This window comes from Microbacterium sp. LWO14-1.2 (genome assembly GCF_038397715.1).
Lineage (GTDB): Bacteria > Actinomycetota > Actinomycetes > Actinomycetales > Microbacteriaceae > Microbacterium.
The window spans coordinates 3369193-3381897 of record NZ_CP151633.1 but is presented as its reverse complement, the minus strand read 5'-3'; the positions used below and the strand labels follow the sequence as shown (position 1 = coordinate 3381897).

Genomic DNA, 12705 nt, shown 5'->3' with positions numbered 1-12705 from the left:
GTACGCCGCATCCTTCTCCGGAGGTTCCACCGCATGACAGCCCCTCTCGGCACCCCTGTCTCCCCGTGGGGCGGTCACGAGCTCCCCGCGCACATCGTCGGGGCCTCGCCGACGCGGGCACCGCGGAAGCGTCGTCCTGGACTCTGGATCGGCCTGGCGGTCGGAGTCGTCGCGATCGGTGCGGTCGCGGCCCTGCAGACGACCGCGAACCTCGGCTACGACGACGCGGAGGCGAACTTCGAGTCCGCTCGCGACAGCGCTCAGGTCTCTGTCACGAACCTGCAGCAGTCCAGCGATGCGCTGACGGCCACCTCCGAGATCGCGAACCAGCTGCTCCAGAGCGACACCGGCGTCCTGACCGACCCCGCGGCGAAGGAGGCGCTCGGTGCGGCCGTCACCGAGGCGGGCGATCTCGCCTCCGCCGCGTCGGACCACGCCGCAGTCTCGCTCCCGGATGCCGACCCGAAGCCGACCTTCTTCTGGGAGCTCTTCGGCGAGACCGACGAGCTCGACCAGGACGCCGACGACCTCGATCAGCTCGTCGCCGAGCTCGATGCCGAGGTCCCCGGGCTCGCCGACGCCGGCACGTCGGTGGAAGAGGCCGGACTCGGATTCCTCGCATCAGCGGCGACCGCGGCGACCGCGTTCGAGGCCGCTCACGTCTCGGCGAAGAACCTCGACATCATCGCGCTGAGGGATGCGGCGTCCGACGTCTCCGGCGCGGCGACTCTCGACGACCTCACGGTGCCCTCGTTCGTGGCCCTGCAGGATGCCGCCGCGCAGGTCGTCGCCTCGGAGCAGACCGAGCTCGCCGAGAAGGCAGGTCCGCTGCTGGGTGCCCGTCTCGAGATCGAGGCCTTCGCACGGTCGCTCGCACCCGGCGTCCTGCTGGAGTTCGACTGGAACCCCATCGTCAACAACGCCGGCGAGAACGGCAGCATGGGCGGTCTCACCACGTGGTGGTGGGACGAGCCGGATCGTGCCGTGATCGAGCTGTCGAACTCGGTCGCCGAGCAGTGGCCGGCGGATCGGAGCAAGGCGCTCGTCGCGCACGAGGTAGGCCACGCCATCAGCGTCAAGTGCGAGGACATGTACGACTCGTCGACCCAGGACAGCATCGAGAAGTGGGCGACCGCCTGGGCCATCGGCATGGGGTTCACCGACGATGCGAACGGCGTCTGGGCCTACGGCTACCCGCCGCAGTCGTACATCGACGCTTCCTACGCCTGCCGCTGAGCGAGACGCTCCCGCGGTACGACTGAGGCCGCCGCGATCGGATCGCGGCGGCCTCAGTGCCGGTCAGAGGGAGGTCACTGCCCCCGACGCTCACGCAACTGCGCGAGGGCGTCCTCGAGGAGCTGGACGGCCTCCTCGTCGGTGCGACGCTCCTTCACGTAGGCGAGGTGCGTCTTGTAGGGCTCGGTCTTCGCGAGAGCAGGAGGGTTCGCCTTGTCTCGACCGGCCGGGAGTCCCGACTGCGGGTGGTCGATGATCTCGGGGATCTCCTCTTCGGGGAGACCTGCCGCGAAGTAGCGGACCGTCTCATTGCCGAGACCATCCCAGTACGACACGGCGATACGGTCGGCGTGGTAGCCGTGGTCCTGCTCGCCCATCGGTCCGGAACCCACGCGGGTGCCGCGGATCGCGTTGCCGCCGGTAGCCATCAGATCACCTCGAACTTCGTGATGAGTCCGAGCGCGACGATCGCCACGAACCACGCCAGAGCGAGGATCACGGTGAAGCGGTTGAGGTTGCGCTCGGCGAGGCCGGAGGATCCGACCGCCGTCGACATGCCGCCGCCGAACATGTCGGACAGGCCGCCGCCGCGCCCCTTGTGGAGCAGGATGAGGAGGGTCAGCAGGACGCTGGTGATACCCAGCACGACCTGCAGGACGAACTCGAGAATTTCCACGAGGAAGAGCCTTTCGCTGGGGCACGACTGCCCCCGTAACGGTCAAGTATACGGTGCGGCGGGACCGGAGCCCCGCCGCACTCGCTCATACTCCGACGTGCTTCTCGAAGCGGATGATGGCTGCGAACTCGTCGACCACGAGGCTCGCGCCTCCGACGAGGGCGCCGTCGACATCGGGCTCACGCATGAAGCTCGCGATGTTCGCCGCCTTCACGGATCCGCCGTAGAGGATGCGCGTGCGCGCCGCCGCGTCATCGCCGAGCACGCTCGCGATGACACCGCGCAGGGCCGCGCAGACGTCCTGCGCCTGCTGCGGCGTGGCTGCCTGACCGGAGCCGATGGCCCACACGGGCTCGTAGGCCACGACGATGTCGGCGTCCTTCGAGAGCCCCTGCAGGGCCTTCTCCAGCTGGCCGGCCGGAACCGCGCTCGCGCCGAACTTCTCGAGGTCCTCCGAGGTCTCGCCCACGCAGATGACCGGTACGAGGCCGTGCTTCAGCGCCGCCTTGGTCTTCGCCGCCACGACCTCGTCGGACTCGGCGTGGTACTCACGGCGCTCCGAGTGGCCGATGATGACGTACTTCGCGTCGAGCTTCGACAGGAACGCGCCCGACACCTCGCCGGTGTAGGCACCGGAGTCGTGCGCGGACAGGTCCTGGGCTCCGAGCGCGAACGGGATCTTGTCCGCGTCGATGAGCGTCTGCACGCTGCGGATGTCGGTGAAGGGCGGGAACACCGCGACCTCGACCGAGCCGTCCTCGTGCTTCGCGTCCTTCAGCGTCCAGTGCAGCTTCTGCACGAACGCGACCGCCTGCAGGTGGTCGAGGTTCATCTTCCAGTTGCCCGCGATCAGCGGGGTACGGCTGTTCACTGCCATCCGAGCACCTCCAGGCCGGGTAGTTTCTTGCCCTCGAGGAACTCGAGGCTGGCGCCGCCGCCCGTTGAGATGTGACCGAAACGGTCGTCGGCGAAGCCGAGCTGACGCACGGCGGCAGCCGAGTCGCCACCGCCGACGACGCTGAGGCCGTCGACCTCGGTGAGCGCCTGCGCGACGGCCTTGGTGCCCGCGGCGAACGCCGGGAACTCGAACACGCCCATCGGGCCGTTCCAGAACACGGTCTTCGAGCTGCGGATGACCTCGGCGAAGCGCGCCGCCGTCTCCGGTCCGATGTCGAGGCCGATGCCCGAGGCACCGAACGCGGTGTCCTCGATCGCGTCGGCCGCGGCGACCTCGTGGTCGGCGTCGGCCGAGAACGCGGACGCCACGACGACGTCCGTCGGGAGGACGAGCTCGACGCCCCGCTTCTCCGCCTCGGCGATGTAGCCGCGGACGGTCTCGAGCTGGTCCTCTTCCAGGAGGCTGGATGCCACGGCGTGGCCCTGCGCCTTCAGGAAGGTGAACAGCATCCCGCCGCCGACGAGGATGCGGTCGACGCGCGGGAGGAGGTGCGAGATCACACCGAGCTTGTCGCTGACCTTCGAGCCACCAAGCACGACCGCGTACGGGCGCTCGGGGTTCTCGGTGAGGCGGTCGAGCACGTCGAGCTCGGCGGCGATGAGCAGACCGGCCGCGGAGGGGATCCGCTCGGCGAGGTCGTAGACGCTCGCCTGCTTGCGGTGCACGACGCCGAAGCCGTCCGAGACGAGCACGTCACCGAGTTCGGCGAGCTGCGCGGCGAACGCGCCTCGTTCCTCGTCGTCCTTCGAGGTCTCCCCCGGGTTGAACCGCAGGTTCTCGATGACGACGACGCCGCCGTCCTCCAGCGAGGAGACGGCCTCGTGTGCCGACTCCCCCACCGTGTCACGGGCGAACGCGACCGGCTTGCCGAGCAGCTCGGACAGTCGCTGCGCAACCGGCTCGAGGCTGTACTGCGGGTCGGGTGCGCCATCGGGACGACCGAGGTGCGAGCACACGACGACGCGGGCGCCCGCGTTGATGAGGGCGTTGAGGGTCGGCAGCGAGGCGCGTACACGGCCATCGTCCGTTATGACCCCGTCCCGCAGGGGGACGTTGAGATCACAACGGACGATGACGCGCTTGCCCTCGAGCGAACCCAGTGAATCCAGGGTGCGCAGAGTCATGGGAGGTGTCTCAGAGACGCTCGGCCACGTACTCGGTGAGGTCGACGAGACGGTTGGAGTAGCCCCACTCGTTGTCGTACCAGCTGGAGACCTTCACGAGGTTGCCGCTGACGTTGGTCAGCGTCGAGTCGAAGATCGACGAGTGCGGGTTGTGCACGATGTCGCTCGAGACGATCTGGTCGGCGTTGTACTGCAGGTAGCCGGCCAGGCGGCCGTCGGCCGCAGCCTGCTTGTAGGCCTCGTTGACCTCTTCGACCGTGAGGTTCTCGCGGTCCGTGATGAGGGTGAGGTCGACGATCGATCCGGTGGGGACCGGCACGCGGTACGACGAGCCGCTGAGCTTGCCGTTGAGCTCCGGAAGGACCTCGCCGATCGCCTTGGCCGCACCGGTCGACGCCGGGGTGATGTTGATGGCGGCGGCGCGGGCGCGACGGAGGTCGCTGTGCGGACCGTCCTGCAGGTTCTGGTCGGCCGTGTAGGCGTGGGCCGTCATCATGAAGCCGCGGTCGATGCCGAACTCGTCGTTGAACACCTTCGCGAGCGGGGCGAGGCAGTTCGTGGTGCACGACGCGTTCGAGATGATGTGGTGCGCGGCGGGGTCGTAGGTGTCCTCGTTCACGCCCATGACGAACGTCGCGTCGACGCCCGACCCGGGAGCGGAGATGAGCACCTTCTTGGCGCCGGCGTCGATGTGCTTCTTGGCGGCCTCGGCCTTGGTGAAGAAGCCGGTCGACTCGATGACGATGTCGACGCCCAGCTCGCCCCACGGGAGGTTGGCGGGGTCGCGCTCGGCGAACGCCTTGATGGCCTTGCCGTTGACGGTGATGCTGTCGTCGTCGTAGCTGATCTCGGCGTCGAGGACGCCGCCGACCGAGTCGTACTTCAGCAGGTGCGCCAGGGTCTTGTTGTCGGTGAGGTCGTTGACCGCGACGATCTCGAGGTCAGCGCCCTGCGCGAGAGCCGCGCGGAAGTAGTTGCGTCCGATGCGGCCGAAGCCGTTGATACCGATCTTGACAGACACTCAGGTCTCCCTGTTTCTCGTGCGCTGTGCGCAGCAATCGTGCATGCGCGATGCGCGGGGGTTTTTGGCTGAGATGGCGTCCCGACGAGACCAGGCCCGTCGGGACGCGACCCGATTACGACAGTACCAGCAGGCCGTTCGTCTTCTCGCGGGCGACCTCGAGGCGCTGGGCGACGTTCTCCCAGTTGGCGATGTTCCACGCGGCCTTGACGTAGTCCGCCTTCACGTTGAGGTAGTCGAGGTAGAAGGCGTGCTCCCACATGTCGAGCTGGAACAGCGGGATCGTGCCCTGCGCGGTGTTCGCCTGCTGGTCGAACAGCTGCTGGATGATGAGACGCTGGCCGATGGAGTCCCAGCTCAGCACGGCCCAGCCGGAGCCCTGGATGCCGGTGGCAGCAGCGGTGAAGTGGGCCTGGAACTTCTCGAACGAGCCGAAGTACTCGTCGATGGCGGCCTTCAGCTCACCCTCGGGCTGGCCGCCGCCGTTCGGCGACAGGTTCGTCCAGAAGATGGAGTGGTTGACGTGACCACCGAGGTTGAACGCGAGGTCCTTCTCGAGCTTGTTCACGTTTGCGAGGTTGCCGCTCTCACGCGCCTCGGCGAGCTGCTCGAGCGCGGTGTTCGCGCCGGCGACGTAGGTGGCGTGGTGCTTGTCGTGGTGCAGCTCCATGATCTTGCCGCTGATGTGCGGCTCGAGGGCTGCGAAGTCGTAGGGAAGGTCGGGGAGCGTGTAGGTCGCCATGTCGCTTTCATCCAATCCGCGCCGCGCCGCGGCGCTTGCCGATCCTCCGCGCTGCCGAATGCGGTGCGGAGCAGACGTAACTCATCCTAGTGAGGACAACACATCGTCACCCCTGATCCTTCCGCCGTATGACGAAGAGAGGCGACCCCTTGACAGGGATCGCCTCTCTTCTCTTCCGCTCGGGTCAGACGTCGAGTCCGGCGGGCACCGCGGCCTCGGTCCCGGGGATTCCCTCCTGCTGGGCGCGCTTGTCCGCCATCGCGAGGAGGCGACGGATGCGGCCGGCGACGGCGTCCTTCGTCATGGGCGGGTCGGCATGGTGACCGAGCTCGTCGAGGCTCGCGTCGCGGTGCGCGAGGCGCAGCTCGCCGGCCACCCGCAGGTGGTCGGGCACCTCGTCGGCGAGGATCTCGAGAGCTCGCTCGACACGGGCGCACGCCGCGACGGCGGCCTGCGCGGAGCGGCGCAGGTTCGCGTCGTCGAAGTTCACGAGACGGTTGACGCCGGCGCGGACCTCGCGACGCTGACGCATCTCCTCCCACGCGACGGCGGTCTTCTGCGCGCCCATCTCGGCCAGGATCGTGCGGATGGCCTCGCCCTCACGGACGACGACGCGGGGCATGCCGCGGACCTCGCGCGCCTTGGCGGCGACGCCGAGGCGGTGCGCAGCGCCGACGAGGGCCATCGCTGCCTCGGACGACGGGCAGGCGATCTCGAGCATGGCCGAGCGGCCGGGCTCGCTGAGGGTTCCCGCGGCGAGGAAGGCGCCGCGCCACAGACCGGCGACCTCGGCACGCGACCCGGTGGTAAGGCGGTTGGGCAGTCCACGGACCGGACGCCGGCGCTGGTCGAGCAGCCCGGTCTGACGAGCGAGGGTCTCCCCCGCGGCGATCACACGCACAGCCCAGCGGGCACCGTCGTTCGCGGTGCTCGACTGGACCTGGGCGATCTCGGGACGGACCCCGTAGATCTCCGCGAGGTCGCGCGCGACGCGCTGCGCCAGCACCTCGGCATCCACCTCCGCCTCGACGGCGACCCGTCCGGCGATCGAATGCAGCCCGCCCGCGAACCGCAGGATCGATGTGACCTCCGCGACACGCACCGTCGGGGGTGCATTGCGGATGCTGACCAGCTCAGCCTTGACGTCGGTGGTTAGTGCCACGACACTCCTCTACGCTCACGCGCCGGATCGCGACGCAAACCTCCAGCCTACTCCGGCGGAGGCCTCTGCTATTCCCTGCCGAGGTCGCGATGACGCACGTTGACGGCCACGCCCGGCACCGCGGCGAGCCGGCGGGCCAGCTCCTCGACCATCGCGACCGAGCGGTGCTTGCCGCCCGTGCAGCCGATCGCCACGGTCGAGTGGCTCTTGTTCTCGCGCTGGTAGCCCTCGAGCACCGGGGTCAGCGCGGCCGTGTACGCGTCGAGGAACTCGGCGGCTCCCTCGCGCGACAGCACGAAGTCCCTGACCTCCTCGTCCTTCCCCGTCAGTCCGCGCAGCTCCTCGTTCCAGAACGGGTTCGGGAGGAAGCGCATGTCGGCGACGAGGTCGACGTCGGTCGGGAGACCGTACTTGAAGCCGAAGCTCATGAGCGTCACGCGGTGTCGCGGCGCTCCCTCCTCGGCGAACAGCTCGGACACCTGCGTGGCGAGCTGGTGGATGTTGAGCGCCGACGTGTCGATCACGATGTCGGCGGCTTCGCGGATCGGGGCGAGGCGCGACCGTTCGACGCGGATGCCGTCGAGCAGCGTCCCGTCCTCCTGGAGCGGGTGCGGACGCCGCACCGACTCGAATCGCCGCACGAGAACGTCGTCGGAGGCGTCGAGGAACAGGACGCGCACGGAGCCGCGCGAACGCAGCGCCCTGGCGACGCCGGGGAAGTCGTCGAAGAGGTTGCGACCACGCACGTCGACCACGGCCGCGACCTTCGGAAGCGCGTTGCCGCCCATGTCGGTGAGGTCGAGCAGCGGCCGCAGGATCTGCGGCGGCAGGTTGTCGACCACGTACCAGCCCAGGTCCTCCAGAGCGTTGGCGACGGTCGTCCGACCGGCGCCAGACATGCCCGTGACGATGAGGAACTCGCCCTTGTCCCCGTCAGTCATCTCTACCCCTTCTCCCCACCGCTTCCAGCCTAGCGAGAACGGGACTACCGGGTGGCGAGATGCGTGTGGATGTTCTGGGCCAGGACGGGACCGATGCCCTGCACCTGCTCGATCTCGCCCGGCGCCGCGGCGCGGAGCGCGGTGACCGAACCGAAATGCTTGAGCAGGACCTTGATGCGCGAGGCCCCGAGCCCCGGCACCTCGGCGAGGACGGTCGTGATGTCGTTCTTGCGACGCTTGCGCTGATGCGTGATCGCGAAGCGGTGCGCCTCGTCGCGCAGCCTTTGCAGCAGGTACAGGGCCTCGCTGGTGCGAGGGAGGATCACGGGGAAGTCGTCGCCGGGCAGCCAGATCTCCTCGAGCCGCTTGGCGATGCCGCAGACGGCGATCTCGGTGTGACCCGAGTCGCGCAGGGCGCGCGCCGCGGCCTCGACCTGCGGCTGGCCGCCGTCGACGAGCAGGAGCTGCGGCGGGTAGGCGAATCGCGGCCGTCGCTTGACCGTGGCCTCGCCGACGTCCTCCCCCACGATCTCGTCGGTCGTCGGATCGATGACCTCGGTCTCGTCGGGCTTGTCGAGGTAGGCGAGGCGGCGGGTGAGCACCTGGTACATGGAGTCGGTGTCGTCGGTCGTCTCCGCGATATTGAACGACCGGTACTGGTCTTTCCGCGGCAGACCGTCTTCGAACACCACCATCGAGGCGACGACGTTGGTGCCGCCGAGGTGCGAGATGTCGAAGCACTCGATGCGCAGCGGTGCCTCGGACATCCCGAGGGCCTCTTGCAGATCGGTCAGCGCCTGGGTGCGGGCGACGTAGTCGCTCGTACGACGGGTCTTGTGCCTGATGAGTGCCTGCTGCGCATTGATCGTCGCGGTGCGCATAAGGTCGGCTCGCTGTCCGCGCTGGGCGACGGCGATCTCGACCTTCCTCCCCCGTCGCTCGCGGAGCCACTCCTCGAGTTCGGCGGCGTCGTCGGGCAGTGTCGGCACGAGGATGCGTCGCGGCACGTCCTGCGCATCGCCGTAGGCGCGCTGCAGCACCTGGTCGACGAGGTCGGCCGAGGAGATGTCGATCTCCTTCTCGATCGTCAGCGCCCGCACACCGCGCACGCGCCCGCCGCGGATGACGAAATGCTGCACCGCTGCGGCGAGCTCGTCTTCCGCGATGCCGAACAGATCGGCGTCTTCGTCGGCGGCGAGCACGAGCGCGCTCTTGCCCAGGACCGCTTCGATGGCCGACAGCTTGTCGCGGAACTTCGCGGCTGCCTCGTAGTCCATCGCGGCCGACGCCGCCAGCATCCGCTTGCGCAGATCACGGGTGAACCGCTCGTCACCACCGGCCATGAAGGCGACGAAATCGTCGACCATCGCCCGGTGCTCCTCGATCGTGACCGTCATCGAGCAGGGTCCGCCGCACTTGCCGATCTGCCCGGGGAAGCACGGCCGCCCCGTCTGCATGGCGCGCTTGTAGCTCGCGTCACTGCAGGTCCTGATCGGGAACGCCTTGATCATCAGGTCGATGGTCTCGTGCACCGCCCAGACCTTCGGGTACGGGCCGAAGTACCGTGCGCCGGGGATCTTGCGGTTTCGCGTCACGATCACCCGCGGAGCCTCGTCGCCGAGCGTCACCGCCATGAACGGGTAGGACTTGTCGTCGCGGTAGCGCACATTGAAGGGTGGATCGAACTCCTTGATCCACATGTACTCGAGCTGCAGCGAGTCGACATCGGTCGGGACCACGGTCCACTCGACGGAGGCTGCCGTCGTGACCATCCGTCGAGTGCGCTCGTGCAGAGTGCGCAGCGGAGCGAAGTAGTTCGACAGCCGCTGGCGCAGGTTCTTCGCCTTGCCCACGTACAGCACACGCCCATCGGCGTCGCGGAAGCGGTACACGCCGGGATCGGTGGGGATCTCACCGGTCCTCGGCTTGTACGGGAGGACGTCGGCCATCAGCTGGCCTTCCGCGCAGAGCGCCCCTCATCCAGGATCTCGGCGAGGAACTGTCCGGTGTGGCTCTCCGCGACCCGGGCGATCTGCTCGGGGGTGCCGGTCGCGAGGATCTCTCCACCGCCTGAACCGCCTTCCGGCCCGAGATCGATCACCCAGTCGGCCGACTTGATCACATCGAGATTGTGCTCGATCACGATCACGGTGTTGCCCTTGTCGACGAGTCCGTTCAGCACCTCCAGGAGCTTCCGGACGTCTTCGAAGTGCAGACCGGTGGTCGGCTCGTCGAGCACGTAGATGCTGCGGCCGTTGCTGCGGCGCTGGAGCTCCGTGGCGAGCTTCACGCGCTGCGCCTCGCCGCCGGAGAGCGTCGTGGCCGACTGACCGAGCCGGACGTATCCGAGACCGACGTCGACGAGCGTCTTCATGTAGCGGTGGATCGCCTGGATCGGCTCGAAGAACTCGGCCGCCTCCGCGATCGGCATCTCGAGGACCTCGGCGATGTTCTTGCCCTTGTAGTGCACCGCCAGGGTGTCGCGGTTGTACCGCTTGCCGTGGCACACCTCGCAGTCGACGTACACGTCGGGCAGGAAGTTCATCTCGATCTTGATGGTGCCGTCGCCGGAGCACGCCTCGCAGCGCCCGCCCTTGACGTTGAAGCTGAAACGGCCGGGCTGGTATCCCCGCACCTTCGCCTCGGGCGTCTCGCTGAACAGCGACCGGATCCGGTCGAACACGCCGGTGTAGGTGGCGGGGTTCGATCGCGGGGTGCGACCGATCGGCGCCTGGTCGACGTGCACGACCTTGTCGAGGTTGTCGAGTCCGGAGACCCGCGTGTGCTTGCCCGGAACCGTCCTCGCGCCGTTGAGCCGCGAGGCGAGCACCTGGTAGAGGATGTCGTTCACGAGAGACGACTTGCCAGAGCCGCTCACGCCGGTGACGGCGGTGAGCACTCCGAGCGGGAAGTCCACGCTCACGTTCTTGAGGTTGTTCTCCCGCGCCCCGACGACGCTCACCTTGCGCTTCTTGTCGATCTTGCGGCGCTTCGTCGGCGTCGGGATCTCGCGGGCACCCGACAGGTACTCGCCGGTCATCGAGTCCGACTCGTTCAGCAGCGCCGAATACGGACCCGAGTGCACGACCGCGCCGCCGTTCACACCGGCAGCTGGGCCGATGTCGACGACCCAGTCGGCGGCCTCGATCGTCTCTTCGTCGTGCTCGACGACGATGAGGGTGTTCCCGAGGTCGCGGAGCTTGAGGAGTGTGTTGATGAGCCGGCGGTTGTCGCGCTGGTGCAGACCGATCGACGGCTCATCGAGCACGTACAGCACTCCGGTGAGGCCGGAACCGATCTGCGTGGCGAGCCGGATGCGCTGCGCCTCACCGCCCGAGAGCGACCCTGCCGAACGGCTGAGGTTCAGGTACGACAGGCCCACCTGCAGCAGGAAGTCGAGACGCAGACGGATCTCACGGAGCACCTGCGCAGCGATCTTCGCCTCGCGGTCGGTGAGGGTGAGGGTCTCCATGAAGGCGCGGGCGTCGGCGAGGCTCAGGTGCGAGACCTCGGCGATCGAGTGCCCGTGCACCTGCACCGCGAGCACCTCGGGCTTGAGACGGTCGCCGTTGCAGACAGGACACGGGACCTCGCGGAGGTACTCCCCCCAGCGGGCTCGCTGCGTGTCGGACTCGGCCTGGGCGTACTGCCGCTCGATGTACGGCACGACGCCCTCGAACCCCGAGGCGTAGCGCATCTCACGGCCGTAGCGGTTCTTCCACTTGACGGTCACCTTGTAGTTGTCGCCGCGGAGGATCGCATCCTGCACGTCGACCCTGAGATCCTGCCACGGGGTGTCGAGCGAGAAGTTGAGGTCGGCGGCAAGCCCCTCGAGCAGGCGTTCGTAGTACTGGAACAGTCCCTTGCCCTGGGTGGTCCAGGGGATGATCGCGCCCTCGCGGATCGAGAGCTCCTCGTCACCGAGCATGAGGTCGACGTCCACCGACATGCGCGTGCCGAGACCCGAGCAGGCCGGGCAGGCGCCGAACGGGGCGTTGAACGAGAACGTGCGGGGCTCGATCTCGGTGAGGCTGAGCGGGTGCCCGTTGGGGCATGCGAGCTTCTCGGAGAACGACTGCCACGCGGCGTCGCCCTCCTCGTCGACGTAGTTGACCTGCACGACGCCGCCGGCGAGACCGAGGGCGGTCTCGACCGAGTCGGTCACGCGGCCCAGGATGTCGTCGGAGGCCACGAGGCGGTCGACCACCACCGCGATGTCGTGCTTGTAGCTCTTCTTCAGCGTCGGCGGCTCCGCCAGCTGGATGAGGTCGCCGTCGACGATCGCTCGTGAATACCCCTTGGCGCCGAGCTCGCGGAACAGGTCGACGAACTCGCCCTTCTTCTGCGAGACGATCGGCGCGACGATCTGGTAGCGCGTGCGCTCGGGAAGCGTCATGAGCTGATCGGCGATCTGCTGCACGGTCTGGCGCTGGATCCGCTCGCCGCACTCGGGGCAGTGCGGGATGCCGATGCGCGCCCACAGCAGTCGCATGTAGTCGTAGATCTCGGTGATCGTGCCGACGGTCGATCGCGGGTTGCGGTTCGTCGACTTCTGGTCGATCGAGACGGCCGGGCTGAGCCCCTCGATGAAATCGACGTCCGGACGGTCGACCTGACCGAGAAACTGGCGCGCGTACGCGCTCAGCGATTCGACGTAGCGACGCTGCCCTTCGGCGAAGATCGTGTCGAACGCGAGACTCGACTTGCCCGACCCGGACAGGCCGGTGAACACGACGAGCGAATCACGCGGGATGTCGATGTCGACGTTCTTCAGATTGTGGACGCGGGCACCGCGAACACTGAGTTTTCCTGGGGATGCGACGGGGACGATTGGCACTGGTCAAG

The 12705-nt window shown here is 68.1% G+C and carries 11 protein-coding genes; 1 reads left to right on the top strand and 10 read right to left on the bottom strand.

What is annotated here, in order from left to right:
- The first annotated feature begins 33 nt into the window (after positions 1 to 33).
- Complete coding sequence (locus MRBLWO14_RS16285) at positions 34 to 1236, top strand: hypothetical protein (protein ID WP_341934125.1); 1203 nt, start codon at positions 34 to 36, stop codon at positions 1234 to 1236.
- A 74-nt stretch (positions 1237 to 1310) separates the two neighbouring features.
- Here the strand turns inward: MRBLWO14_RS16285 and MRBLWO14_RS16280 are convergent, their stop codons facing one another.
- From MRBLWO14_RS16280 to uvrA, 10 genes are all read right to left on the bottom strand, one after another.
- The gene (locus MRBLWO14_RS16280; RefSeq protein ID WP_341934124.1) at positions 1311 to 1664 is read right to left on the bottom strand and encodes an RNA polymerase-binding protein RbpA; all 354 of its coding nucleotides are present in this window, start codon (positions 1662 to 1664) and stop codon (positions 1311 to 1313) included.
- Complete coding sequence (gene secG, locus MRBLWO14_RS16275; RefSeq protein ID WP_050723792.1) at positions 1664 to 1912, bottom strand: preprotein translocase subunit SecG; 249 nt, start codon at positions 1910 to 1912, stop codon at positions 1664 to 1666. Before secG ends, MRBLWO14_RS16280 begins: the two co-directional genes overlap by 1 nt.
- Positions 1913 to 1997: 85 nt before the next feature.
- Positions 1998 to 2789, bottom strand: coding sequence for a triose-phosphate isomerase (tpiA, locus tag MRBLWO14_RS16270; RefSeq protein ID WP_341934123.1), 792 nt, complete (start codon positions 2787 to 2789; stop codon positions 1998 to 2000).
- Positions 2780 to 3994: a phosphoglycerate kinase gene (locus tag MRBLWO14_RS16265; RefSeq protein WP_341934122.1), complete on the bottom strand. Its 1215-nt coding sequence runs from the start codon at positions 3992 to 3994 to the stop codon at positions 2780 to 2782. The genes tpiA and MRBLWO14_RS16265 overlap by 10 nt, the downstream gene beginning before the upstream one ends.
- A 10-nt stretch (positions 3995 to 4004) precedes the next feature.
- Complete coding sequence (gene gap / locus MRBLWO14_RS16260) at positions 4005 to 5015, bottom strand: type I glyceraldehyde-3-phosphate dehydrogenase (RefSeq protein ID WP_341934121.1); 1011 nt, start codon at positions 5013 to 5015, stop codon at positions 4005 to 4007.
- 115 nt (positions 5016 to 5130) lie between these two features.
- Entirely contained in the window at positions 5131 to 5757 is a 627-nt protein-coding gene (locus MRBLWO14_RS16255; protein ID WP_251588751.1) for a superoxide dismutase, read from the bottom strand.
- 184 nt (positions 5758 to 5941) lie between these two features.
- A complete protein-coding gene (whiA, locus tag MRBLWO14_RS16250; RefSeq protein ID WP_096715625.1) occupies positions 5942 to 6919 on the bottom strand; it encodes a DNA-binding protein WhiA in 978 nt (325 codons plus the stop codon).
- Between the two features lie 68 nt (positions 6920 to 6987).
- The gene (rapZ, locus tag MRBLWO14_RS16245; protein WP_341934120.1) at positions 6988 to 7860 is read right to left on the bottom strand and encodes an RNase adapter RapZ; all 873 of its coding nucleotides are present in this window, start codon (positions 7858 to 7860) and stop codon (positions 6988 to 6990) included.
- Positions 7861 to 7904: 44 nt separating this feature from the next.
- The gene (uvrC, locus tag MRBLWO14_RS16240; RefSeq protein ID WP_341934119.1) at positions 7905 to 9809 is read right to left on the bottom strand and encodes an excinuclease ABC subunit UvrC; all 1905 of its coding nucleotides are present in this window, start codon (positions 9807 to 9809) and stop codon (positions 7905 to 7907) included.
- On the bottom strand, positions 9809 to 12697 hold the full coding sequence (uvrA, locus tag MRBLWO14_RS16235; RefSeq protein ID WP_341934118.1) for an excinuclease ABC subunit UvrA: 2889 nt from the start codon (positions 12695 to 12697) through the stop codon (positions 9809 to 9811). The genes uvrC and uvrA overlap by 1 nt, the downstream gene beginning before the upstream one ends.
- Positions 12698 to 12705: the final 8 nt, after the last annotated feature.

Excerpts from the sequence above, each read along its gene's own strand:
- MRBLWO14_RS16285 (WP_341934125.1), top strand. The coding sequence starts at position 34 with ATGACAGCCCCTCTCGGCACCCCTGTCTCCCCGTGGGGCGGTCACGAG.
- MRBLWO14_RS16280 (WP_341934124.1), bottom strand. The coding sequence starts at position 1,664 with ATGGCTACCGGCGGCAACGCGATCCGCGGCACCCGCGTGGGTTCCGGA.
- tpiA (WP_341934123.1), bottom strand. The coding sequence starts at position 2,789 with ATGGCAGTGAACAGCCGTACCCCGCTGATCGCGGGCAACTGGAAGATG.
- MRBLWO14_RS16265 (WP_341934122.1), bottom strand. The coding sequence starts at position 3,994 with ATGACTCTGCGCACCCTGGATTCACTGGGTTCGCTCGAGGGCAAGCGC.
- MRBLWO14_RS16255 (WP_251588751.1), bottom strand. The coding sequence starts at position 5,757 with ATGGCGACCTACACGCTCCCCGACCTTCCCTACGACTTCGCAGCCCTC.
- rapZ (WP_341934120.1), bottom strand. The coding sequence starts at position 7,860 with ATGACTGACGGGGACAAGGGCGAGTTCCTCATCGTCACGGGCATGTCT.
- uvrC (WP_341934119.1), bottom strand. The coding sequence starts at position 9,809 with ATGGCCGACGTCCTCCCGTACAAGCCGAGGACCGGTGAGATCCCCACC.